The sequence below is a fragment of the Pandoraea nosoerga genome, assembly GCF_902459585.1.
Taxonomy (GTDB): domain Bacteria; phylum Pseudomonadota; class Gammaproteobacteria; order Burkholderiales; family Burkholderiaceae; genus Pandoraea; species Pandoraea nosoerga.
Genome location: NZ_CABPSC010000009.1, coordinates 179,076 through 201,443, shown reverse-complemented (window position 1 = coordinate 201,443; position 22,368 = coordinate 179,076). Strand labels below are relative to the sequence as shown.

General features: G+C 66.7%; 21 protein-coding genes and 2 tRNA genes. 10 read left to right on the top strand and 13 right to left on the bottom strand.

The window, feature by feature from the left end; all coding sequences use genetic code 11:
• Nucleotides 1–21 precede the first annotated feature (21 nt).
• The gene (locus tag PNO31109_RS13390; RefSeq protein ID WP_150555994.1) at nt 22–771 is read right to left on the bottom strand and encodes a riboflavin synthase subunit alpha; all 750 of its coding nucleotides are present in this window, start codon (nt 769–771) and stop codon (nt 22–24) included.
• A 237-nt stretch (nt 772–1,008) separates the two neighbouring features.
• Between PNO31109_RS13390 and PNO31109_RS13385 the strand changes: the two genes are divergently transcribed.
• Nucleotides 1,009–1,236 carry a hypothetical protein gene (locus PNO31109_RS13385; RefSeq protein ID WP_150555993.1) on the top strand — a complete coding sequence of 76 codons (228 nt, stop codon included), beginning with the start codon at nt 1,009–1,011 and terminating at the stop codon, nt 1,234–1,236.
• Nucleotides 1,237–1,263: 27 nt separating this feature from the next.
• Here PNO31109_RS13385 and PNO31109_RS13380 read toward each other — a convergent pair whose 3' ends face one another.
• A complete protein-coding gene (locus PNO31109_RS13380; RefSeq protein WP_150555992.1) occupies nt 1,264–2,346 on the bottom strand; it encodes a calcium:cation antiporter in 1,083 nt (360 codons plus the stop codon).
• A 429-nt stretch (nt 2,347–2,775) separates the two neighbouring features.
• Here PNO31109_RS13380 and PNO31109_RS13375 point away from each other — a divergent pair, with 429 nt between their 5' ends.
• The 6 genes from PNO31109_RS13375 (at nt 2,776) to PNO31109_RS13350 (ending at nt 7,913) form a co-directional block, all read left to right on the top strand.
• Nucleotides 2,776–3,510, top strand: coding sequence for a FadR/GntR family transcriptional regulator (locus PNO31109_RS13375; RefSeq protein ID WP_150555991.1), 735 nt, complete (start codon nt 2,776–2,778; stop codon nt 3,508–3,510).
• 54 nt (nt 3,511–3,564) lie between these two features.
• Nucleotides 3,565–4,320 carry an SDR family oxidoreductase gene (locus tag PNO31109_RS13370; protein ID WP_150555990.1) on the top strand — a complete coding sequence of 252 codons (756 nt, stop codon included), beginning with the start codon at nt 3,565–3,567 and terminating at the stop codon, nt 4,318–4,320.
• Between the two features lie 46 nt (nt 4,321–4,366).
• The gene (locus tag PNO31109_RS13365) at nt 4,367–5,227 is read left to right on the top strand and encodes a fumarylacetoacetate hydrolase family protein (protein ID WP_150555989.1); all 861 of its coding nucleotides are present in this window, start codon (nt 4,367–4,369) and stop codon (nt 5,225–5,227) included.
• Between the two features lie 95 nt (nt 5,228–5,322).
• A complete protein-coding gene (locus PNO31109_RS13360) occupies nt 5,323–6,084 on the top strand; it encodes an SDR family NAD(P)-dependent oxidoreductase (RefSeq protein ID WP_150555988.1) in 762 nt (253 codons plus the stop codon).
• 303 nt (nt 6,085–6,387) lie between these two features.
• Complete coding sequence (locus tag PNO31109_RS13355; protein WP_150555987.1) at nt 6,388–7,041, top strand: DNA-3-methyladenine glycosylase I; 654 nt, start codon at nt 6,388–6,390, stop codon at nt 7,039–7,041.
• Nucleotides 7,041–7,913 carry a 23S rRNA (adenine(2030)-N(6))-methyltransferase RlmJ gene (locus PNO31109_RS13350; protein WP_150555986.1) on the top strand — a complete coding sequence of 291 codons (873 nt, stop codon included), beginning with the start codon at nt 7,041–7,043 and terminating at the stop codon, nt 7,911–7,913. Before PNO31109_RS13355 ends, PNO31109_RS13350 begins: the two co-directional genes overlap by 1 nt.
• 132 nt (nt 7,914–8,045) lie before the next feature.
• Here the strand turns inward: PNO31109_RS13350 and PNO31109_RS13345 are convergent, their stop codons facing one another.
• The 10 genes from PNO31109_RS13345 to PNO31109_RS13300 all read right to left on the bottom strand — a co-directional run bounded on the left by PNO31109_RS13345 (nt 8,046) and on the right by PNO31109_RS13300 (nt 16,637).
• Nucleotides 8,046–8,765, bottom strand: a complete 720-nt coding sequence (locus PNO31109_RS13345; RefSeq protein WP_150556018.1) for a pseudouridine synthase — start codon at nt 8,763–8,765, stop codon at nt 8,046–8,048.
• A gap of 102 nt (nt 8,766–8,867) precedes the next feature.
• A complete protein-coding gene (locus PNO31109_RS13340) occupies nt 8,868–9,638 on the bottom strand; it encodes an ABC transporter permease (protein ID WP_150556017.1) in 771 nt (256 codons plus the stop codon).
• A gap of 82 nt (nt 9,639–9,720) precedes the next feature.
• The gene (locus PNO31109_RS13335) at nt 9,721–10,905 is read right to left on the bottom strand and encodes an ABC transporter substrate-binding protein (protein ID WP_150555985.1); all 1,185 of its coding nucleotides are present in this window, start codon (nt 10,903–10,905) and stop codon (nt 9,721–9,723) included.
• 72 nt (nt 10,906–10,977) lie between these two features.
• Nucleotides 10,978–11,748 carry an ABC transporter ATP-binding protein gene (locus PNO31109_RS13330; RefSeq protein WP_370750244.1) on the bottom strand — a complete coding sequence of 257 codons (771 nt, stop codon included), beginning with the start codon at nt 11,746–11,748 and terminating at the stop codon, nt 10,978–10,980.
• An 80-nt stretch (nt 11,749–11,828) separates the two neighbouring features.
• The gene (locus tag PNO31109_RS13325; protein ID WP_150555983.1) at nt 11,829–12,968 is read right to left on the bottom strand and encodes an acyl-CoA dehydrogenase family protein; all 1,140 of its coding nucleotides are present in this window, start codon (nt 12,966–12,968) and stop codon (nt 11,829–11,831) included.
• Entirely contained in the window at nt 12,965–13,531 is a 567-nt protein-coding gene (locus tag PNO31109_RS13320) for a carboxymuconolactone decarboxylase family protein (RefSeq protein ID WP_150555982.1), read from the bottom strand. Before PNO31109_RS13320 ends, PNO31109_RS13325 begins: the two co-directional genes overlap by 4 nt.
• Nucleotides 13,532–13,720: 189 nt before the next feature.
• Nucleotides 13,721–14,803, bottom strand: a complete 1,083-nt coding sequence (locus tag PNO31109_RS13315) for an AraC family transcriptional regulator (protein WP_150555981.1) — start codon at nt 14,801–14,803, stop codon at nt 13,721–13,723.
• Between the two features lie 287 nt (nt 14,804–15,090).
• A tRNA-Leu gene (locus PNO31109_RS13310) sits at nt 15,091–15,175 on the bottom strand.
• A gap of 115 nt (nt 15,176–15,290) precedes the next feature.
• Complete coding sequence (locus PNO31109_RS13305; RefSeq protein WP_150555980.1) at nt 15,291–16,205, bottom strand: LysR family transcriptional regulator; 915 nt, start codon at nt 16,203–16,205, stop codon at nt 15,291–15,293.
• A gap of 347 nt (nt 16,206–16,552) precedes the next feature.
• A tRNA-Leu gene (locus tag PNO31109_RS13300) sits at nt 16,553–16,637 on the bottom strand.
• A gap of 285 nt (nt 16,638–16,922) precedes the next feature.
• Between PNO31109_RS13300 and rnr the strand changes: the two genes are divergently transcribed.
• On the top strand, nt 16,923–19,472 hold the full coding sequence (gene rnr / locus PNO31109_RS13295) for a ribonuclease R (RefSeq protein ID WP_150555979.1): 2,550 nt from the start codon (nt 16,923–16,925) through the stop codon (nt 19,470–19,472).
• 182 nt (nt 19,473–19,654) lie between these two features.
• Complete coding sequence (gene rlmB / locus PNO31109_RS13290; protein WP_150555978.1) at nt 19,655–20,446, top strand: 23S rRNA (guanosine(2251)-2'-O)-methyltransferase RlmB; 792 nt, start codon at nt 19,655–19,657, stop codon at nt 20,444–20,446.
• A 36-nt stretch (nt 20,447–20,482) separates the two neighbouring features.
• Here rlmB and tal read toward each other — a convergent pair whose 3' ends face one another.
• A complete protein-coding gene (gene tal / locus PNO31109_RS13285; RefSeq protein ID WP_150555977.1) occupies nt 20,483–21,433 on the bottom strand; it encodes a transaldolase in 951 nt (316 codons plus the stop codon).
• A 228-nt stretch (nt 21,434–21,661) separates the two neighbouring features.
• Here tal and rpiA point away from each other — a divergent pair, with 228 nt between their 5' ends.
• A complete protein-coding gene (gene rpiA, locus PNO31109_RS13280) occupies nt 21,662–22,354 on the top strand; it encodes a ribose-5-phosphate isomerase RpiA (RefSeq protein ID WP_150555976.1) in 693 nt (230 codons plus the stop codon).
• Nucleotides 22,355–22,368: the final 14 nt, after the last annotated feature.

Genomic DNA, 22,368 nt, shown 5'->3' with positions numbered 1-22,368 from the left:
CGCGACAGGGCGGGCGCCGGCTCAGCGCTTCTCGCGCTGCGCCGCGGCATCGGCGGCTGCCTCGTTGCCTGCCGGCAGCCGCGGCACGCCGACGAAGTCGTCGAGCGAAAGACCTTTCTCCCTGAGCAGCGCTTCGAGCACCGGTTGCAGGCGCCCGAGACTTTCCTGAACCGCTTCGCGCACCGTGTCCACCACCACCTGCGTGCTGCGCTCGATCTCGATATTGACGCGCGTGCCCGCCGCCTTCTCTTCGAACGTCGTCATGCGGCGCGTTTCCGGAATGAGCCAAACCTCGAACCAGCCTTCCTGGCGATTGACTTCGGAGACGGTGAGGCTCGCGCCGTTGATCGCGATGTACCCCTTGGCGAACACGTACTTGCGAAACGCCTCCGGAATCGCAATGCGCAGTACGCGGTTCGTGTCGGACGTGCGAACGCTCAGGATCTCGGTCGAAAAATCGATATGTCCGGACAGCGGGTGCCCGCCGATCTCGGCGCCATCCTTCGCAGCGCGCTCGACGTTGACCTTCGCGCCGACGCCGAAGCCGCCCAGCGTGGTCACGTTCAGGCTCTGGAGGATGACGTCGAACGACGCCGCCGTCGGCGAGATCAACTGCGTGACCGTAAGGCAGACGCCGTCGACCGAGACGCTGGCGCCCAGCGTGAGCTCGTCGCAAAAACCTTCGGGAAAGGCCAGCGTCAGCGTGCGCATGCCGTCGCGCGCTTCGATGGACGACAGCGTGGCCGTGCCTTGAACAATTCCGGTAAACATCGTGATGTCGGTAAAGAGAGTCGGATAAGCCTGATTGCTATGCCGCCGTATTCTACTGCCTCAAGGCGAGATGCCGCTCGTCGCGCAACGTGCTACGATGCCGCCTTTTCACGGGATCGACATGGGTTTCGAAGGCTGCCTGCCGGCGGACGACGGCGGCCCCGGCATCGACCCCTCTGAGCGCGGAATTCATACGGCGCGCCTCGCACCTCGCAGGCCGCCCCTACGGAAAGCATCATGACGCAGACAAAATTTGAACTTCAGAAGCGCCGCGGCCTGAAGATCGACGCCGGCGTGCGTCGCGGCCCGCCCACGGGCAGGCGCGTCGGCGCACAAGGCAAACGTGGTGCTGGCGGGAGCAAGCTGCTCGGCGCCTTGCTTGGCACGCCGGTCGATGCGCAGGCGACGCCGGAAGAGGGCGATCCGCGCGCAGCGGCAGACCCGCAAGGCGGCAAGCAGGACTGAGCGCTACGCAGCGGGCGGCGCTGCCGCTCAGGGCACGATCGCGAGGAACAGGAAGGCCGCGAACAGCACCAGATGGACGGCGCCCTGCAGCACCGTGGTGCGTCCGGTGCCCAGCGTGATCACCCCCACGAGCAGCGTGACGGCCAGCAGCACCATCTCCTTGGGCGCGAGGCCGAGTTCGATCGGCTGGCCGAGCAGCAGTGACACCGCGGCCACCGTCGGAATCGTCAGGCCAATACTCGCCAGCGCGGAGCCCAGCGCCAGATTCAGGCTCGTCTGAAGCTTGTTGGCACGGGCCGCGCGCAGCGCGGCGAGCCCCTCCGGCAACAGGACCAGCGCCGCAATCACGATCCCCACCACGGCTTTCGGCGCGCCCGCTTCGGCCACCGCGCTTTCCACCGCCGGCGAGAGCTTCTTCGCAAGGCCGACGACGGCGAGCAGCGCGACGATCAGCAACCCCAGACTCAACACCGCCGTGCGGCGCGACGGCGGCGGCACGTGCACCTCCTCGCCAGGCGCTTTCGAGAGGAAATAGTCGCGATGGCGCACCGTCTGCACGAATACGAACACCATGTACAGCACGAGCGAGATCATGCCCTCGAAGGCCAGTTGCGACGCGGTGAGTCCCGGGCCGAGCACCGAACTCGTGTAGTTGGGCAGCACCAGCGTGAGAACGGAGAGCACGCACAGCACGGCCAGCGCCGCACTGGCGCCTTCCACGGTAAAGCCCTGCGTGTGATGCCGCACGCCGCCGAAGAGCAGGCACAGGCCGACGATGCCCGTCGAGACGATCATGATCGCCGCGAAGACCGTATCGCGCGCCAGCCCCGCCTTGTCGGGGCCGCCGGAGAGCATGACCGACACGATCAGCGCCACTTCGATGATGGTCACCGCCACGGCAAGCACGAGCGTGCCGAACGGCTCGCCGACCTTGTGCGCGACGGTCTCGGCATGGTGCACGGCGCAGAACACGGCGCCGGCAAGCGCGGCGGCGCATAGCGCCAGCGCCGCGCCATACGGCAGGAAGTCGGCAATGCCGAGCACGATAAGTGCCACGATCGGCATGTACACGGTCCAGTGGCCCAGCTTGGCGGTCTTTGAGGAGGACATCGTCGGAGACTCCAGAATTCAGAAAACGGCGTACCACTCGTGACTCGAGGTACGGACGGTGCGGTACGGCTGAATGGGTTGCGGCGGGAACGTTGCCCCGGCAAGAACGCCGAAGCGGCGATTCATGGTCGCAGAAAAGTGACACCCCGACAACAGAAAGGCGCGTCATCGGACGCATCCGTGCGTGCGTCGCGCACGGACTGACCTGCACAGCCGCCAACGGCGCCTGGCCCGAGCCGGCTTCGAGCGCGGGCGCGTCCTGAAATTCCCAGGGAGACCGGAGATGGCGCACGAACGACACGCAAAGGCCGCCACGTTGACAACAGGCGAGCGACGCGGGTAATGTTCGTTCAATGGTCTTACCACTAAACGACACGGAGTCGCACTGTCGTTCAGTGATTCCTTGGGTTCGTCATCTCGCTTGCCGCCATGTCCTTCGATCCGATCGTCCAGGTTTCCGTCTCCGAGCAAGTGGCGCAGCGTCTGCTCACGATGATCCGCACGGGGCTGCTTAAGCCCGGGCAGCAGTTGCCGCCCGAGCGCGAGCTCGCCAGCATGCTCGGCGTCGGGCGCCCGGCCGTGCGCGAGGCGATCCGCGGCCTGGCGCTGCTTGGCCTGCTGCGCATCCGTCAGGGCGAGGGCACCTTCGTCGGATCGCTGCAGACGCGCGAACTTCTCGAGCCGCTCGAAATGGTCATCGAGCTCAACGCGGGCACCCTCGAAGCGCTGTTCGACGCGCGTCTCGTCATCGAGCCGGGCGTGGCCGCGCAGGCCGCCACGCACATGAGCGAGGCCGACCTCGCGCGCCTGCACGCTCTCGTCGACGACGAGCAAGCGCTCCTTGGCAACCCGGAACGGTTCTCGGCGCTCGACATGGCCTTTCACGAAACGATCATCGACGCCTGCGGGAACCCGTTTCTGCAGAGCATTGCGAACAGCCTCTATTTGCTCGGCAAGAAAAGCCGCGGCGTGACCTCGCGCATCGACGGTGTACTGCGGCGCAGCCTCGAGGATCATCGCGGCATCGTGGCGGCGCTCGAAGCGCGTGATCCCGCGCGAGCGGCACAAGCCATGCGCCAACACCTGAGCCGGGTGCGCGACGCTTACGCAGCGTCCCAGGCGGCGGGCGCCGAGGTCGAAGCCGACGGCAACGCCGTGGCGTGACGCCCCCCCGATCCAACGCTCAAGACACTTTCCCTGGCCCTGGAGGAGACATTCATGACTGGCCGACTGGCGGGCAAGACCGCCGTCATTACCGCTGCCGCGCAAGGCATCGGACGCGCGAGCGCCGAGGCGTATCTGCGCGAAGGCGCGCGCGTCATCGCAACCGACCTCAACGCGCAGACACTGTCGCGACTCGAGGACCATCCCAATCTCGTGCGACGTCCCCTCGACGTGACGGACGCGGCGGCCGTGACGGCGCTGGCCGGGGAGCTCGGCGCCGTCGACGTGCTGTTCAACTGCGCAGGCTTCGTTCACCACGGCTCGATTCTCGACTGCGACGAAGCCGCGTGGGATTTCTCGTTCGACCTGAACGTGAAGAGCATGTACCGCACCACGCGCGCCTTCTTGCCCGCCATGCTCGCGGCCGGACGCGGGTCGATCATCAACATGTCGTCGGCGGCGTCGAGCGTGAAGGGGGTGGCCAACCGCTGCGTCTACGGCGCGAGCAAGGCAGCGGTGATCGGGCTCACGAAGTCGGTTGCCGCCGATTTCGTGGCGCGCGGCATTCGCTGCAATGCGATTTGCCCCGGCACGGTCGAATCGCCGTCGCTGCGCGAGCGCATCGCCACGCAAGCCGACGCGGCGGGGAGCACGCTGGCGGCCGTGCGCGAGCAATTCGTCGCCCGTCAGCCGATGGGGCGAGTGGGAACGCCGCAGGAGATCGCGGCGCTGGCCGTCTACCTGGGCTCGGACGAGTCCGCCTTCACGACCGGCGCGATTCACCTGATCGATGGCGGCTGGTCCAACTGACCTTGTCGCGGCGAACCATTTTTTTCAATCTACGAGGAGAACCGTTTTGAAACTGCTGCGTTACGGCCCGAAGGGCCAGGAAAAGCCGGGACTGCTGGATGCCGACGGCAAGGTGCGCGATCTGTCCGGCGTGCTCGCCGACATCACGCCCGCGACGCTCACGCCGCAAGGGTTGGCGGCGCTGCGTGCGCTCGATGTGAATACGCTGCCGGTGGTGGCGTCGCCCGGGCGCCTGGGCGTGCCGTTCTCCGGCGTGGGCAAGTTTCTCGCCGTCGGCCTGAACTACAGCGACCACGCCGCGGAGGCTGGTCTCGCGGTGCCTGCGGAGCCGGTGCTCTTCACCAAGTGGGAGAACTGTCTGAATGGCCCGAACGACCCCGTGGTCCTGCCCCGGGATTCGGTCAAGGGCGACTGGGAAGTGGAGCTCGGCTTCGTCATCGGCACCACGGCGCGATACGTGCCGCTCGAGCGCGCGCTCGACTACGTGGCGGGTTATTGCGTGGTCAACGACGTGTCCGAGCGCGAGTACCAGATCGAGCGCGGTGGCACGTGGGACAAGGGCAAGGGCTTCGACACGTTCGGCCCCGTCGGGCCGTGGCTAGTCACGAGCGACGAAATTCCCGATCCGCAGAAGCTCGGCATGTGGCTCGACGTGAACGGCACGCGGCGTCAGACGGGTAACACGTCGACGATGATTTTCAGCGTCGCCTATCTCGTGCACTACCTGAGCCAGTTCACCACGCTCAAGCCCGGCGATCTCGTGACCACGGGCACGCCGCCGGGCGTGGGCATGGGCCACAAGCCGCCGATCTTCCTCAAGCCGGGCGACGTCATGCGGCTGGGTATCGACGGGCTGGGCGAGCAGACGCAGACCGTGCACGCCTACGACACGCGCTGGCTCGACTGACCGATTCTCTTCACATCCATCCTGTACGGTGACGGATTTGCGGCGGCGCCGTGCGCTGCCGCTTCGGCCATCGACAGTACCGGGAGTCATTCACCATGCAAGACCTGAAAGGCAAATTCGTTCTGATCACTGGCGCGAGCACCGGCATTGGCGCGGCGGCCGCGAAGGCGTTCGCGGCGCAGGGAGCGAACGTCGCCATTCACTACAACCGCTCGGCGCAGAAGGCCGACGAGGTGGCCGCCGCCGTGCGCGCGCATGGCGTGAAGGCGATGACGGTGGCCGCCGACGCCGCCGACTCGGACGCGGTGAATGCCGCCGTCGCGCACGTGCTCGACGGCTTCGGGCGCATCGACGTGCTGATCAACAACGCCGGCAGCCTTGTCAAGCGCACGCCCTTTACCGAGGTGACGGACGCGTACTTCGACGAAGTGCTCAACGTCAATGCGCGCTCGGTGCTCGCGTTCTCGCGCGCCGTCGTGCCGGCCATGCGCCGGCAGGGCGGCGGCGCCATCGTCAACGTCACGTCGATCGCCGCGCGCCATGGCGGCGGCCCCGGCGCGCTCATATATGCGGCGGCCAAAGGATTCGTCAGCACGCTCACGCGCGGCATGGCCAAGGAACTGATGCCGGATCGCATCCGCGTGAACGCGGTCTCGCCGGGCGTGATCATGACGCCGTTTCACGAGCAATTCAGCACGCAGGCGCAGATCGACGCGTTCCGTCAGAGCATTCCGATGGGGCGTCTGGGCGAGCCGGACGAGTGCTCGGGCGCGTTCCTGTACCTTGCATCCGAGACGCTCGCGAGCTACGTGACGGGCCAGATCATCGAAGTCAACGGCGGTCAGCTGATGGTTTGATCCGGCGCGGCAGCCCGCGATCGCCGTGGGCGCTGCGGTGCGGGTGGCGGGGATGGACGGAAGAGGGACGGGAGAGGGGCGGGAGAGGGGCGGGAGAGGGGCGGGATGTCGCCGCCGTGGGCCTGGGCCGATGCTGCAACGTCCCCGGAAAATTCCGCGTGCGTATTGCCGGGCGGCGCAAAGTTTGGCCCGGCGCACGCTCACGGGTTCGCTTCGTGCGCGAATGCTGGCACACTTGCCTCATTCGTCCGCACGGGCCCGCATCGAGACGAGGGCTGACCGGACGCAACCATCGAGGGGCAAATGGAACGGTGTCCGTGGAGTGAAGGTTTCGAGCTGTACCGTCGGTATCACGACGAAGAGTGGGGCGTGCCGTTGCGCGATTCGCGCGCGTTGTTCGAGCTGTTGATGCTCGAAGGCGCGCAGGCGGGCTTGTCGTGGGCCACGATCCTCAAGAAACGCGAGAGCTACCGCAAGGCATTCGACGGCTTCGACCCGGTGCGCATCGCGGCATACGGGCCGGAGGACGAGGCGCGGCTCATGGCGGATGCCGGTATCGTGCGCAATCGTCTGAAGGTCAACGGGGTGATCAGGGGCGCGCGGGCCTATTTGGCGATGGAGGCGGCGGGCACGCGGTTTAGCGACTTCGTCTGGCAGTTCGTCGGTGGGGAGCCGCTGCAGAATCATTGGGCGTCGCTTGCCGAGGTGCCGGCGAGCACGGCGGTCTCCGACGCGATGAGCCGCGCGCTCAAGAAGGCCGGCTTCACGTTCGTGGGCTCGACGATCTGCTACTCGTTCATGCAGGCGGCAGGGCTCGTGAACGACCATCTCGTCGCGTGTGCGCGCCACAAGGCCGTAAGGCGTCTGGCCGGCGGCGCGGCGCGCGCGCAGGCGCCGAAACGGCATGGGGGTGCAGCGTCGGCTACAATCGCGCCTGACGAATCAGGATCTGCCTAATGTTCAGCTACCGCCACGCCTTTCACGCCGGCAACCACGCCGACGTACTGAAACACTTCATCGCCGTCGAATGCATCGATTACATGCGCCAGAAAGATACGGCGTTCTGGTACATCGACACGCATGCGGGCGCAGGCGGCTATGCGCTCGACGGCAAATGGGCCGACAAGACGGGCGAGTACGAGACCGGCATCGGGCGACTGTGGACGCGCAACGATCTGCCTGCCGCGCTGGCCGATTACGTCACACTCGTGCGCGAGTTCAACCCGGACGGCAAGCTGACCTACTACCCCGGCTCGCCGTACTTCGCCCTGCAATTGCTGGGCGATCGCGATCGTTTGCGTCTGTTCGAGGCGCACCCGACGGAGCAGGACGTATTGCGCGAGAATTTCGAGGCGCAAGGCCGGGCGGTCGCGCGTCGCACCATGATCTTCGGCGCCGATGGTTTCGCGGGACTCAAGACGATTCTGCCGCCGGCTTCGCGCCGCGCGTTCACGCTGATCGATCCGTCATACGAGGACAAGCGCGATTATGCGCGGGCCACGCAGACCGTGCAGGAAGGCCTCGACCGCTTCCCGACGGGGATGTACGCCGTGTGGTATCCGCTGGTTCAGCGCCGCGAGGCGGCACAACTGCCCGAGCGCATGAAGCGACTCACCATCAACGGCCAGCCGATCAAGAACTGGGTCCACGCGGCGCTGACCGTATGCAATCCCGTGCCGGGCGGGCTGGGGCTGCATGGCAGCGGCATGTTCATCGTGAATCCGCCATACACGCTGCAGGACACCCTGAAAGCAACCTTGCCGTACCTCGTCAAGACGCTGGGTCAGGACAAGGGCGCGCAATTCCTGCTCGAAGGCAAGCAGGCCTGACGCGACGTCGGGCGCCCGGCGTCATTGCCGGGCGTCGGAGCATTGGCGCATTGGCGTTTGCCGAACGTGCCGCGATGCTCGCGATCGGCCTTCGCCACCTTCGCCACCTTCGCTACCCGCGCGCCGACGGCATTACTTGCGGGCTGCCGGGGCTTCGTATGGCAGCGACAGCAACTCGTCCGGCGACAGATAACGCCACTCGCCCAGGGCGAGGTTTCCCATCGGCAGTCCGCCGATGGCGGTTCTGACGAGTGCCTCCACCCGGTTGCCGGCCGCCGCGATCATGCGCTTGACCTGATGGTATTTGCCTCGCGTGATCGTCAGCGCAATCTCGTGCGATGACGGGCTCTCCACGTCAGTGGCCGCGAGCGGCTCGGTTTCGTCGCGCAACATGACGCCGTCGCGCAACGCCTCGAGCATTTCCGGTGTCACGGGGTGCCGGGTCGTCGCCAGATAGCGCTTGGGCACGTGCCGGCGCGGCGACATCATGGCGTGCAGGAACGGCCCGTCGTCGGAGAGCAGAAGCATGCCGGTGGTGTCCTGATCGAGCCGCCCGGCCGGCTGCACGCCGCGCACGGCGAGCGGGAGCGGAAGCAGGGAATGGACGCCCTCGTGGTGCGTCGGGCTGGTGGAGCACTCGTAGCCGGCGGGCTTGTTGAGCAGAATGTAGACGTGCTCGCGGTACTCCCACGTCTGGCCGTCGAGCGTGAATTGCAGTCCCGTGGGGTCGACCGACTCGCGCGGGTTGTCGTGCACCACGCCGTCGATGGCGAAGGCGCCGCTGGCAATGAGCTTGCGGCACATCTTGCGGCTGCCGAAGCCCTGCGATTGCAATAAACGTTCTAGCTCGATGATCCGCTCTCCGTCTGGCATCGTGAAATCAGGCCGCTATTGTAGCGGCCTCGCGCGGACGATGCCCTGCGGCGACCGTGTCAGCGAATGCCCGGCGGTGGCTTACTCGTCGTGCTGTGCGCCGCCAAAACGCCGGTAGACGAAGCGGGCGGCCCAGTCGAGCGCGAAGCCGAGCACGCCGATCACGAGAATGACCGCCGTCAGCTCCGAGTACGCCAGCCGGTCGCGCGTGTCGAGAATCAGGTAGCCGAGGCCGGCGTTGACGCCGAGCATTTCCGCGGGCACCAGCACGATCCATAGAATACCGATGGCCAGTCGCACGCCGGTCAGTACGTGTGCGGCGATGCCGGGCACGTACACATGCCAGAGCATTTCCCAGCGCGTGGCGGCGAGGCTCTCGCCGAGCTGCACCCAGCGCCGGTCGATATGCGTCACGCCGGCGGCCGTGCTCATCACGAGCGGCCACAGCGCCGCGAACGCGAGCAGGAAATAGACCGCCGGGTCGCCAACGCCGAGCGACATCACGGCAATCGGCATCCAGGACAGCGGCGAGACCATGCGCAGGAATTGCAGCGACGGTGTGAGCGCCCGGTCGAGCCAGCGGATTCGCCCGATGAGAAAGCCGAGCGGCACGCCTAGCACGACGGCCCAGGCCAGGCCCACAGCGATCCGTCGCAGGCTTGCGAGCACGTGCCGGCCGAGTTGCTCGTCGCGAATCAGCTCGGGCAGGGCGCCGAGGGCGGCCGATGGCGAGAATTGCGCCGCGAGCGAGCCTGGCACCGTGAAAAGCGCGATGCCCAGCCACCAGATGGCAACAATGGCGGCGAGCCCGGTGACGCCGAGCCATGCACGGCGTACTGCGCGTGTCGCCATGCCGGGCCGGGAAGGCACGCTAGCGCCGCGCGGGGTGACGGCTCCGGCGACCGTGCGCTCGACTGCGGTATCGGACGCGATATCAGACAACGATCGTCTCCTCCCGGGTAAAGCCGTCCGGCAGGCCGAACGCTTTCATGCCGCCCACCGCGGCGATGGCCTTCTTCACGAAGCGCTCGTCCACGAGGTCGCGGGCGACGAAAGCCGGGTCGAGCTTCGCAAGAAACGGTGCGCTGCCTTCGACCTGCGTCTTCTGCATGTGGCGCACCAACGCTTCGGTATAGCTCGGATACGGGTAGGGCTGGAAATCGATGCGCTTCTCATGCCAATCCGCGTGCACGATCGCCTTGTCGGCGAGATAGCGGCCCTGCTCGGATGCGGCCGGCGCCAATACGCGCTGCAACACCTGGAACGGATGCGGCGTGTAGCGATTTTCGCCTTCCTTCGAGAGCAGGCGCGCGGCGTCTTCCGGGTGGGCGCGCGTCCATGCCTGCGCCTTCACGATGGCGTCGACGACTTTCTGCGACCACGCCGGGCGCGACGTCAAGTCGCGCTCGTGCATGGTGACGACGCAGCACGCGTGGTTTTTCCATACGTCCCCTGTAAAGCGCAGGATCTTGCCGACCTTCAGATTCTCGGCAGCGGCGTTGAACGGTTCGGCCACGATGTAGCCCGCGATCTGTTTGGCCGCGAGTGCGGGTGGCATATCGGACGGCGCCATGACGACCAGATTGACCTCGTTGGCCGCCGGCGTGCCGGTTTTCTTGAGCACGGGCGTGAGGCCGGCCGCGGCGAGCAGCCCTTGCAGCACCACGTTATGAATGGAGTACCAGAACGGGACGGCCACCGTCTTGCCGCCGAGCTCGCTTACCTTGTTCACGTCGTTCGCGACGGTAATGGCGCTGCCGTTGACGTGATTCCACGCCACGACCTTGGCCTGCGCCTGGCTGCCGTAGCGCGCCCAGACCGTCATCGGAGAGAGCAGGTGAACGACGTTGACCTGCCCTGAAAGGAATGCCTCGATGAGCTGTGCCCAGCTACGCAGGAGCGTCGGCTTTTCGGCCTTGACGCCGGCCTGCTCGAAGTAGCCGTTGTTGTGCGCGACGAGCAGCGGCGTCGCATCGGTGATCGGCAGGTAGCCGATGCGCAACGGCGCATCCGGCTCGGCCGCAGCGCGCGCGGCGGCCGAGGCCAGCAGCGGTGCGGCGCCCGCGACCGTCATCATCGAAGCAAGCTTGAGCCATTCACGGCGGGAAATTTGGCACATGGTCTGGGAATCCCCGTAAGTCTGGTCGGTGTGGTCTGTCGTGTGCGTTGGACGATGAGCCGCTGCGAGCCGTCACGCCGGCGTGCTCTCGCGCGACATCGCGCGCTGCAACGCCTGCAGGATTTCGATACGTAGCGTGCCCATCGCTTCGACGTGCGCCTCGCGCGGCGCGGGCACGTCCACTTGCCATTGGGCCAGCGTGCGTCCCTGGTTGCCCAACAGCACGATGCGGTCCGAGATGAGCAGGGCCTCGTCGATGTCGTGCGTGACGAGCACGGTCGCCGCGCCCGTGTCATGCACGACGGTGACGAGCAGTCGCTGCATGTCGGCGCGCGTCACTTCGTCGAGCGCCCCGAACGGCTCATCGAGCAGCAGCGCGCGTGGCTGCCGGGCGAGGCAGCGGGCAAGCGCGACGCGCTGTGCCATGCCGCCCGAGAGCTGCCGCGGATGCAAGCCATGCGCATGGGCCAGACCCACCTCGGCGAGCGCCGCGTCAATGCGCGCACGGCGCGTTTCGCGTGACAACGCCGGTTGACGGGAGAACGTCAGGCCGAATGCGACGTTGCGCTCGACCGACAGCCACGGCAGGAGGCACGGATCCTGGAATGCCAGTGCCACGTCGGGGCGCGGTCCCGTGAGCGGTGCATCCGCGACGGTGACGGTGCCCCGGCTCGGACGCAGCAGGCCAGCGGCAATGCGCAGCAGCGTCGACTTTCCCGACCCGCTCGGGCCCAGTACGGCAACGAGTTCCCCCGGTGCCACGGACAGGTCGACGCCGCGCAGGATTGCGCGCTCGCCATACGACAAGCCGATGTCGCGCAGCGTCAGGAACGATGAAGCCAATGACGATGCGCGCGAGGCTTCCTCGCGCGCGGTGGCGATGAACGTGTCGGTGTGCGCGCGTTGCGTCGCTGCGGGTCGAGTCATGAGGCCGTTCCGGTCTTGCGCTGCGCGCGCTGCGCCGCGAGCTGGTTCTTCAACTGGACGAGGCTCGGCGTCACGATAGGCACGAACGCCGCCTCGCGCTGACGCCGGGCAACGCCCGACAGGCCGCGCAGATAGCCGCGCCCGCCGCCTGCCTGCACCTCGAGCGTGGCGGCGCCGTGGACCACGCCCGCCAGGGCAATGCGCAGTTCGAACAGGCGCGCGGGCGATGCCACGAACTCGCCCTGCAGGACGCCCGACTTCAGTCGCGCCGCGAGGGCGTGCAACTGTTCGTGCAAGGCCGCGGCTTCGTCGGCGAGGGCGGCGCTCGCGCCGGGCCCCCCTTCGTCGGCGCCCGCCAGGCTGCGGCGCGCGAGTCCCAGCGACATCCCGCACTGCAGGCCGAGAAACGCCGGGCGCACATGCGTCAGCCACGCAGGTGCGTCGTCGGTGATCCGGTCGTCCTCGGTCACCAGCGCTTCCTTTATCTGCAACGCCGCGGTGTTGGTGCCGCGCAGGCCGACCAGATCGAGGTCGTCGCTACGCGTGACGCCCGGCGTGTGGTGCGCAATCGCGAAGATCGACGGCGGACCGCCCGACGCGTGATCGACGGCGGCGGCGGCCACGAAACCCTGCTTGCGCAGATTCGTGATCCACGGCAGGCCGCCGCTCACGCGCCAGGCGCGCCCCCCGCTTGCCATGTCGGCGGGCGCGGCGGCGTCGACCGCCCGGATCTGCAGCGGCTCGATCGCCGAGAGATATTTCATGGCGTTCGACAATCCGGTCGCCCCGGCGAGCTCGCCCGAGAGCAGCGTTGGCAGCAGGCGCTCGCGCAGCCCGCGGTTGGGGCTTTGCAGCAGGTACTCGATGAACGTGCGTTGTCCCCACAGCACAAAGGCGGCGGCGAACGAGTGCTCGGCAACCTCGGCCACGCTGTCGATCGCGTCGCCGATGGTGCCGCCGTCGCCACCCAATTCGCTCGGTACGCCGATGCGCAGCAGCCCGGCTTCGGCCAGGTGGGGCACGACGGCGCCGCACAGCGTGGCGTCCGTGTCCAGCGTTTCGGCATTGACGTCGAGCCAGGACGCCAGTCCCGGCGCACGCACCGCTAGCCCGCGCTGACTGGCTGAGGCGCTCATGCCGCTTTTTCCTTCGGCGCCCAGCGGTACGCCGCCAGTTGCGGATTCAGCTCGTTCTGCGACAGGTTGTTCGCGAAGTTGCAAAGCGTCGCCAGCGAGATGCCGAGCACGACTTCGAGCGCGGCCGCGTCGCTGTAGCCGGCCGCCTTGAAGGCAGCGAGTTCGGCGTCCGATACGGCGCCGCGCGTGGCGATCACCGCGCGGGTGAACACGGCAACCGCGTCGAGCTTGGCGTCGGAGAGGGAGCGCTGGTCGCGAATTTCGTCGACGAGCGCCTCGGGCAATTGCGCCTTCTTCAGCGCCACGGCGGTGTGGCCGGCCACGCAGAAGCCGCAACCATGGATGCCTGCCGCCGTGATCTGCACGACTTCGCGTTCGGCGAGCGTCAGGCTCGCACGGCCGTTGATGGCGCCGACCGTCAGATATGTTTCCAGTGCGGTCGGGGCATTGGCCAGCGACGCCACCAGATTGGGCAGGAACCCGTTCGCCGCGAGCGATTTCTCCAGGAACGGACGGCTCGCCTCCGGGGCGGTCTCGAGGGTATGCAATGGCAGTCGGCTCATATCGGGCTCCTTACAGTCGAGCATCCATTGTGCGCAAGCCTGGACGCCGGCTCAATGCGCGCCCGTCTGCAAAATATGCGGATTTGTCTCATTGGGCGACGGCCACGGCCCATCGCGGCATCGGTTGCTGGCGGGAAGGGGAGACGGCGACGGGGGCGGGGGCGGGCCCGGCAACGCGCCCGGTGAGCGTCAGTGCAGCGGGTACGGCTGCACCGCGCCGGTGGCGGGCGCGACAAGGCGGCCATCGGAGGCCTGACTCTGGCGCCGCCACGCGCCCGGCTGGATGCCCGTCACGCGCTTGAACGCCTGCGCAAACGCGGACTCGGACTGATAGCCGACCTGCTCCGCGGCTTCGGGCACGGGAACGCCAGCGCGCAACAGCGCGGCCGCCGTCTTCATGCGCACCAGTGTCACGAATTGCGCCGGCGGCTGCCCGCCAATCTCCGCAAACTGCTTGCAAAAGCGTGCCCGCGACATGTGGACGAACGCGGCCATCGCATCCGTCGTCCACCGCTCCCCGGGTGATTCGATGATCGCCGCGGCCAGGCGGCCGAACGCGTCGCGGCGCATCAGGCGCCACATCCCCGGTGCGACGTCCTCGGCGTGGACGGCTTCGCGCAACGCGTAATAGAACAGCAGATCGGTGAGCCGCGCGAGCAAGGGCGACGGGGCTTCGCCCGGGCGTCGCGCCTCCGCCTGGATCAGCCCGAAAACTTGTGTCATCCCGTCAAGGCGGCCGCTGTCGCGGCGTGCCACGATCGGGTTCGGCAGCATGCCCAGGGCCAGCGCGTCGAGATCGGTTCGGAATTCGAAGAATCCGCATGCCAGAGAGACGGCGCGCGGCGTGGGCACCTGCGAGGCGGTTGGAAGGGGCAGGAGGGGCGGGAGGGGCAGGAGGGGCGGCAGCGGCGACATCGTGCCCGCGCGGGCGCTCAGATCGGCGGGGGGCTCGGGATCCGGCGACAGGCAGTGTGCAATGTCCGACAGCAGAAATACGGCATCGCCGGTATGCAGAGGGACGCTGCGCGCAGGGCGGCCGGCGGCGGCGCCGACATGGAGGTGGCAACTGCCGCCCAACACCAGATGGAAGCTCGCGCGCTGATGCCCTGCCGTACTCGCCTGATACGTCCCGCAATACTCCCCGACATGAAAGAGCGTGCTCTTCAGTTCGAGCCCGGCGAGCAACCAGTCAGCAACGCGGTCAGGGTCGGAAGCGGCGATGGCGTCCGCCCGACGCCCGCCCCAATCGCGGTTATCTGCCCAATCTCCCATCGCCCGTTCCTCGTCCGGCATTTCAGTACCCCCAGGTCCCGGTTCGACCGCCCCGGCAAAACATCCATGCTCCCTACGCACATCGGAGTGGGCAACTATTTTTTTGTTGATTGCTTATGACTGATTGGGGGAGGTGGCGCCGTGGGGACCCGGTCACGTGCCGCGACCCCGGCGTCGCCGGCAAGCGACGCCTTTCCAGTCCCCGGGCAATGTGCGCGGGTGCGCTGCTTTTCGGACAGGCATGAAAAAAGCCGATGATCATCGATCATCGGCTTTTCAAATATTCTTGGTGCCCAGAAGAGGACTCGAACCTCCACGGTGTTACCCGCTAGTACCTGAAACTAGTGCGTCTACCAATTCCGCCATCTGGGCCCCGTCAACTCGCACACCTGTTTTTGTGTGCTCGCTGCGAAGAAGTGGGATTATGCATGGGGCGTCTGATGCTGTCAATACGTTTGCTCAAAAATCTGAATGCGGCACCCCCGACTCAAGCCGCTACCCCCAAATGCTCGGCTCGTATCATCTCGATCAAATGCCGTAACCCCGGCAGCGTCTGCCGTCGGCTCGGGTAATACATCGACAACGGCGGCCCGTCCACCGCCCAATCCGTCAGCACCGCCTCCAGCTCGCCCCGCGCCAATTGCCCCGACACATTGCGCTCCAGCACATATCCCAACCCCAGCCCGCCGACCGCCGCCGCAATCACCCCGTCACTCTCGTTGATGCTCAACGCCCCCGGCACGTCCAGCTCGATGGCCGTTGGACCGTTGCCCAACTCCCATTTGTATAACGTGTTATCACCCAGGCGCATCCGGATGCAGTTGTGCGACATCAGGTCCTGCGGCACCCGCGGCCGACCGCGCCGCGCCAGATAAGCCGGCGACCCCACCACGATCCACTTCAACGTGGGCGTCAACGGCGTCGCGATCATGTCGCCCGGCACCGTATCCCCATACCGCATGCCCGCGTCATAACCCTGCGCCACAATGTCCAGCATCCGGTCGTCCACCGTCACATCCAGTTCGATGTCGGGATACGACGCCACAAACCGCGGCAATATCGGATCGAGCAGCAAACGCGCGGCATCGCGCGGCACATTCAACCGCAACCGGCCCGCCGGCGCTGCCCGATACCGGTCCAACGCCCCAATCGCCGACGCGATCTGCTCCAGACCCTGCTCCAACTCCTTCGCCAACGCGGCGCCCGCCGCCGTCGGCGACACGGAACGGCTCGTCCGATTCAACAGCTTCACTCCCAGACGCGCCTCCAGGTTGCGCATCGCGTGACTCAGGGCCGAGGTCGTCACGCCCAACTCCGCAGCGGCCTCCCGGAAACTCTGACGACGACAAATGGTGACAAAAACGTTCAGGTCGGCAAGCTCGCCGCGAGTAAAGGCTGGCATGTAGTTTCCAACAGGTAACGGATTAAGTGCTCATTGAATAATATTCATTTTTTTATGAGCAAAATTCTACCTATTTTCCATCTCGAGTCCACCGCGTTGGCTGTGGACGCCGCGCGGCAATACGCCAGGCCCCATATGGGGCATACGGGGCATATGGCGCATCGGGCCTACGGCGCATACGGCAGCGGCATCTGCGACGTCGCGCGGATCCGGTCATGTGCCGCGCCCCCGGCGTCGCCGGCAAGCGATGCCTTTCCAGTCCCCGGGCTATGTGCGCGGGCGCATTGCTTTCCGGGCAAGCATGAAAAAAGCCGATGATCATCGATCATCGGCTTTTCAAATATTTTTGGTGCCCAGAAGAGGACTCGAACCTCCACGGTGTTACCCGCTAGTACCTGAAACTAGTGCGTCTACCAATTCCGCCATCTGGGCCCCGTCAACTCGCACACCTGTTTTTGTGTGCTCGCTGCGAAGAAGTGAAATTATGCTGATGCGATGCGGGAGTGTCAACAGTTCGGGCGAAAAAAATTTTGTTTCCGTCACCCTCATGCGCTCCCACGCTCGAAATCCGCACAGGTGGCAGATTTCGCGAGGTTTGCCGTATGATTGTCCCTGTTCGTGCTGCCACGCAATCGCGGGCCGCACGACACCACGGACCGTCGGGCGCATGGTGCGCCACTCGGCCGGACTCAACCGGCACAGCAACGCTACCGACCTTTGAGCAAATATCCCTATCCGATCCCGAGTCGCGAAGAGATCCTCGGTGTCCTGCGCACCGCAGACTCCGCGCTGTCCGCCAACGATATCGCCGAATCCCTGGCCATCAAGAAGCAGGAACGCGAAGGCTTCTTCAAACGCCTCGCCGCCATGGAACGCGACGACCAGATCCGTCTCGACCGGCGCGGTTACTATCAACTGACCCACCCGTCGAACTTCATCGCAGGCCGCGTCATCGGCCACCGCGACGGCTACGGCTTCGCCGTGCGCGACGACGACGGCGATGATCTCTTCCTGCCCAACGAGGAAATGAAGAAGGTCATGCACAATGACCGCGTCCTCCTGCGCATTGCCGGCTACGACCGCCGCGGTCGCCCCGAGGGCCATATCGTCGAGGTCGTCAGCCGTGCCAACACCCACGTCATCGGTCGGCTTCTCAACGAGAACGGCGTCATGGTCGTCGCCCCGGAAGACAAGCGCATCGGCCACGACATCCTCATCCCGCCCCGCGCCCAGGGCAAGGCCAAGGTCGGGCAGGTCGTCTCCGTCGAACTTACCGACTACCCGAGCCGCTACAGCCAGCCCATCGGCCGGGTCTCGGAAGTGCTTGGCGACATCGACGACCCCGGCATGGAAATCGAGATCGCCGTGCGCAAGTATGGCGTGCCCCACCAGTTCTCGGCCGAGGCGCTCGCCGCCGCCGGCGCGTTGCCCGACGAGGTCCGCGCGCCGGACCTGCGCCATCGCATCGACCTGCGCGACGTCCCGCTCGTCACGATCGACGGCGAAGACGCCCGCGACTTCGACGACGCCGTCTACTGCGAGCCGGCCAAGGTCGGCCGAACGAACGGCTTTCGCCTGATCGTCGCCATCGCCGACGTCTCGCACTACGTCACTCCCGGCGGCCCGCTCGACGCCGACGCCCTCACGCGCAGCACGTCCGTCTACTTCCCGCGACGCGTCATCCCGATGCTCCCGGAGAAGCTCTCGAACGGCCTGTGCTCGCTCAACCCGGACGTCGATCGCTGCGTGCTCGTGTGCGACGCACTCGTGGCCGCGAACGGCGACGTGAAGGCCTATCAGTTCTATCCGGCAGTCATCCACTCGGCCGCGCGCCTCACCTACACGGAAGTCGCCGCGGTCCTCGGCAACACCAAGGGCGCCGAAGCCCAACGCCGCGCGGCGCTGCTGCCGCATCTGCAGAATCTGTACGATCTCTACAAGGTGCTCGCCAAGGCGCGCAAGACGCGCGGCGCCATCGAATTCGATTCGACGGAGACGTATATCGTCTGCAACGCGCAAGGCAAGATCGAGCAGATCCTGCCGCGCACCCGTAACGACGCACACCGGCTCATCGAGGAATGCATGCTCACGGCCAACGTATGCGCCGCGGACTTCCTCAAGCGTCACAAGCAGCCGGGCCTGTATCGCATTCACGCCGGCCCGTCCGGCGAGCGCCTCCAGGTGCTGCGCACGTTCCTCAAGACGCTCGGCCTCACGCTGGGCGGCGGCGACGAGCCCGCCACGTCCGACTATGCGGAACTCATGACGCAGATCGAAGCGCGGCCCGACGCGCCCATGCTGCAGACCATGCTGCTGCGCTCGATGCAGCAGGCCGTCTACAGTCCGGACAACATCGGTCACTTCGGCCTCGCGTATCCGGCCTATACGCACTTCACCAGCCCGATTCGCCGCTACCCCGATCTGCTCACGCACCGTGCGATCAAGGCCGTGCTCGCGGGCAAGAAGTACGAGCCGATCATTCCCGAGGGCGTCGAAATGACGACCGGCCTCTCGCCCCACGCGCGCAAGCTGCAGAAGGACGACGAGGCCGCGAAGAGCAAGAAGGCGCCTTCGGCGAAGAAGCGCGACGCCATCTGGGACGAGCTCGGTCTGCATTGCTCGGCCAACGAGCGCCGCGCGGACGAAGCCTCGCGCGACGTCGAGGCCTGGCTCAAGTGCTACTTCATGCGCGACAAGCTCGGCGAGGAGTACGGCGGCACGGTAAGCGCCGTCACCTCGTTCGGCATTTTCGTGCAGCTCGACGATTTGTTCATCGAAGGCCTCGTACACGTGACCGAACTCGGCAGCGACTACTTCCAGTTCGACGAAGTGCGTCACGAACTGCGCGGCGAGCGCACCGGCATCCGTTACCGTCTGACCGACCGTGTGCGCGTGCAGGTGAGCCGCGTGGATCTCGACGCCCGCAAGATCGACTTCCGGCTCGTGCGCGAACCGAATGCCCGCTCGCTCGCGAAGACCTCGGGACGCGCCGAGCGCGGCGGTGCACCGGTCCCGGCGCCGGCAGCGGGCACGCCGGGTCTCGCCGGAACGGCCGGCGCCGGCCCGAGCATCCGTCAACTGCCCAAGGGCGGTGCGCTGCTCAACGGCGTGCAGCCGGCGCCGGTCGGCAAGCGCCCCGCCAAGCCGAAGTCGGCGAGGGTAAAGGCCGCGCGCGCCGAGCGAGGCGCGGCGCCGGCCAAGCGCAGCGGCGGCAAGGCGCCGGCGAAGCATTCGGGAGGTCCGGCGAAGAAGCCGCGGCGCGGATAAACCGCGCAATGCGATGTTTGCAGTAAGATGGGCGCCTTGTGCCGGCGGCGGGCGGCATGTGGTGCCCGCGAGTCTGATGCGGCGGCGGTTGTCCTACCGGGCACCGCCGCCGTCGTGCTTTGTGCCGCTCGAGTGCCACGTTGCCCGAGCGAGCCGCGCACACGCTATTTTGAGGATGTGAAATGAGTCAACTGAAATTGCTGTTCGGCTTTCACGCCGTGACGGCACGCCTGCGCCACGATGCCGGCAGCATCGAGGAGATCTACTACGACCCGAGCCGCCGCGATCGGCGCATGACGGATTTCCTGAAGCATGTGGAATCGGCCAAGGGCGCGCCGGGCGTCAAGATCAAGGTGATTCAGGCCGACGGCAAACGTCTGGACGGCATGGCGGGATCGTCGCGGCACCAGGGCGTGGTCGCGCGGGCGCAGGAAGTGTCGCTGGCGCTCAATCTGGACGAGTTGCTCGACGGCATTTCGGGGCCGCCGCTGTTGCTGGTGCTCGACGGCGTGACCGATCCGCACAACCTCGGGGCGTGCCTGCGCGTGGCCGACGGGGCAGGCGCGCACGCCGTCATCGCGCCGAAGGATCGCGCCGTCGGCCTGAACGCCACGGCGGCCAAGGTCGCCAGCGGGGCGGCCGAGACCGTGCCGTACATCATGGTGACGAATCTCTCGCGCACGCTGCGCGAGCTCAAGGATCGCGGCATCTGGGTGGTGGGAACGTCGGACGACGCGCCAGCCGACATCTACGGCACCGATCTGAGGGGCCCGATGGCCATCGTGATGGGCGCGGAAGGCGAGGGCATGCGCCGCCTCGTGCGCGAGAACTGCGACTCGCTGATGCGCATTCCGATGGCCGGCGGCTGCGAAAGCCTGAACGTCTCCGTGGCCAGCGCCGTTTGCCTGTATGAGGCCGTGCGCCAGCGCGCGACGGTGAGCGCGGCAGCCGCGGCGATCAAGCCGGCGAAGTAAGCTCGCCCGCGCACGCCGCGTGAGCGGCGGGTGCGCCTAGCGTGCCGCGTCGATCAGCGCTTCGAGCTTGATGGCGTCCGCGGCGAATGCGCGAATGCCTTCGGCGAGCTTTTCGGTGGCCATCGCGTCGTCGTTGAGCTGCAAGCGGAAGGACGGCTCGTCCGTCTTCACGCGATCGATCACGGCCTCGCGGGCTGCCTTCGGATCCAACTCGCGCTTGACTTCGCCTTCGGTCGTGTGCAGTTGTTCGAGCAGCGCCGGGCTGATCGTGAGCAGATCGCAGCCGGCCAGCGCGAGGATTTGCCCCGTCGAGCGGAAGCTGGCGCCCATGACTTCCGTTTCGTAACCGAAGTGCTTGTAGTAGCGGTAGATGGCCGAGACGGAGCGCACGCCGGGATCGTTCGCGCCGGCGTTCGCCGCCTCGTCCCAATTCGCGCCTGCCGATTTCTTGTGCCAATCGTAGATGCGGCCGACGAACGGGGAGATCAGCCGCGCACCGGCTTCGGCGCAGGCGGCCGCCTGCACGAGGCAGAAGAGCAGCGTCATGTTGCAGCGGATGTTCTCGCGCTCGAGGATTTCGGCCGCGCGGATGCCTTCCCACGTCGACGCAATCTTGACGAGTACGCGTTCGCGCTCGATGCCCTGCGCTTCGTACATTGCGATGAGCTTGCGCGCGCGGGCGACCGTGCCCGCAGTGTCGAACGACAGCCGTGCATCCACCTCGGTCGACACGCGCCCAGGCACGATGTCGAGGATTTCGCGCCCGAACGCGATCAGCAGACGGTCGATGATTTCGTCGGTGGACTCGGCGCGATGCTCGCCGACCACGCGCGTGAGGATCGGCCGGTAGGCGTCCTTTTGCACCGCGCCCAGAATCAGCGAGGGGTTTGTGGTGGCGTCCTGCGGCTTGTAGGCGGCCATCGCCTGAAAGTCACCCGTATCGGCGACGACGATCGTGTGGCGTTTGAGCTGGTCGAGCAGGTTCATGAGAGCGGCCTTGCGACAGTGCATTGCGTGACATGATGCCGAGCGCACCCGACAGAGGGGGACGCGACCGGCGCGGGACGGCAGGAGTCGAGCGTCGAGTCTCGATGACGGGGGCTGGCCAAATGCGGCCTGCCGCTGACGTGCGAGAGGCGCGGGGCCACGAAATACGGCGCGTCCCGTCCGACTCCGGTAAACTTCCGACTTTACCAAACTTTGCCGGAATTCCCCATGACCCAGGACGAACTCAAACGCTTGGTCGGCCAGGCAGCCGCCGACTATGTGAACCAACACGTGCCCGAGGGCAGCGTGATCGGCGTGGGCACCGGCTCCACGGCCAATTGCTTCATCGACGCGCTGGCCGCGCACAAGGGCCGATATCGCGGCGCGGTCTCCAGTTCCGAAGCGAGCACCGAGCGCCTGCGCAAGCATGGCATCGAAGTGTTCGACCTCAACCAGATCGAGAGCCTGCCCGTCTATGTGGACGGGGCCGATGAAATCAACGCGCTCGGCCATATGGTCAAGGGCGGCGGCGGCGCGCTCACGCGCGAGAAGATCGTCGCGTCCGTGGCCAGGGAATTCGTCTGCGTGGTCGACGCTTCCAAGGAAGTGGCCGTGCTCGGCGTGTTCCCGCTGCCCGTCGAAGTCATCCCCATGGCGCAGGCGAGCGTCGCGCGCGCGCTGGCGGCGCTCGGCGGCAAGCCGCAGGCACGCGTGCGGGCCGACGGCAGCCCGTATGTGACCGACAACGGCTGCGCGATCCTCGACGTGCACGGTCTGCAGATCCTCGACCCCGTCGCGTTCGAGACGCAGGTCAATCAGATCCCGGGCGTGGTGACGGTCGGCCTCTTCGCGCAGCGCGGCGCCGACATCACGCTCATGGGCACGCCGCAAGGCGTGCGCACCATCGACTACAAGAGCTGATCGCCGGAGGGCAG

Excerpts from the sequence above, each read along its gene's own strand:
- PNO31109_RS13375 (WP_150555991.1), top strand. The coding sequence starts at position 2,776 with ATGTCCTTCGATCCGATCGTCCAGGTTTCCGTCTCCGAGCAAGTGGCG.
- PNO31109_RS13355 (WP_150555987.1), top strand. The coding sequence starts at position 6,388 with ATGGAACGGTGTCCGTGGAGTGAAGGTTTCGAGCTGTACCGTCGGTAT.
- PNO31109_RS13320 (WP_150555982.1), bottom strand. The coding sequence starts at position 13,531 with ATGAGCCGACTGCCATTGCATACCCTCGAGACCGCCCCGGAGGCGAGC.
- PNO31109_RS13360 (WP_150555988.1), top strand. The coding sequence starts at position 5,323 with ATGCAAGACCTGAAAGGCAAATTCGTTCTGATCACTGGCGCGAGCACC.
- PNO31109_RS13390 (WP_150555994.1), bottom strand. The coding sequence starts at position 771 with ATGTTTACCGGAATTGTTCAAGGCACGGCCACGCTGTCGTCCATCGAA.
- PNO31109_RS13305 (WP_150555980.1), bottom strand. The coding sequence starts at position 16,205 with ATGCCAGCCTTTACTCGCGGCGAGCTTGCCGACCTGAACGTTTTTGTC.
- PNO31109_RS13370 (WP_150555990.1), top strand. The coding sequence starts at position 3,565 with ATGACTGGCCGACTGGCGGGCAAGACCGCCGTCATTACCGCTGCCGCG.
- rlmB (WP_150555978.1), top strand. The coding sequence starts at position 19,655 with ATGAGTCAACTGAAATTGCTGTTCGGCTTTCACGCCGTGACGGCACGC.
- PNO31109_RS13325 (WP_150555983.1), bottom strand. The coding sequence starts at position 12,968 with ATGAGCGCCTCAGCCAGTCAGCGCGGGCTAGCGGTGCGTGCGCCGGGA.
- PNO31109_RS13350 (WP_150555986.1), top strand. The coding sequence starts at position 7,041 with ATGTTCAGCTACCGCCACGCCTTTCACGCCGGCAACCACGCCGACGTA.
- PNO31109_RS13380 (WP_150555992.1), bottom strand. The coding sequence starts at position 2,346 with ATGTCCTCCTCAAAGACCGCCAAGCTGGGCCACTGGACCGTGTACATG.
- PNO31109_RS13315 (WP_150555981.1), bottom strand. The coding sequence starts at position 14,803 with ATGGGAGATTGGGCAGATAACCGCGATTGGGGCGGGCGTCGGGCGGAC.
- PNO31109_RS13335 (WP_150555985.1), bottom strand. The coding sequence starts at position 10,905 with ATGTGCCAAATTTCCCGCCGTGAATGGCTCAAGCTTGCTTCGATGATG.
- PNO31109_RS13385 (WP_150555993.1), top strand. The coding sequence starts at position 1,009 with ATGACGCAGACAAAATTTGAACTTCAGAAGCGCCGCGGCCTGAAGATC.
- PNO31109_RS13340 (WP_150556017.1), bottom strand. The coding sequence starts at position 9,638 with ATGGCGACACGCGCAGTACGCCGTGCATGGCTCGGCGTCACCGGGCTC.
- rpiA (WP_150555976.1), top strand. The coding sequence starts at position 21,662 with ATGACCCAGGACGAACTCAAACGCTTGGTCGGCCAGGCAGCCGCCGAC.
- tal (WP_150555977.1), bottom strand. The coding sequence starts at position 21,433 with ATGAACCTGCTCGACCAGCTCAAACGCCACACGATCGTCGTCGCCGAT.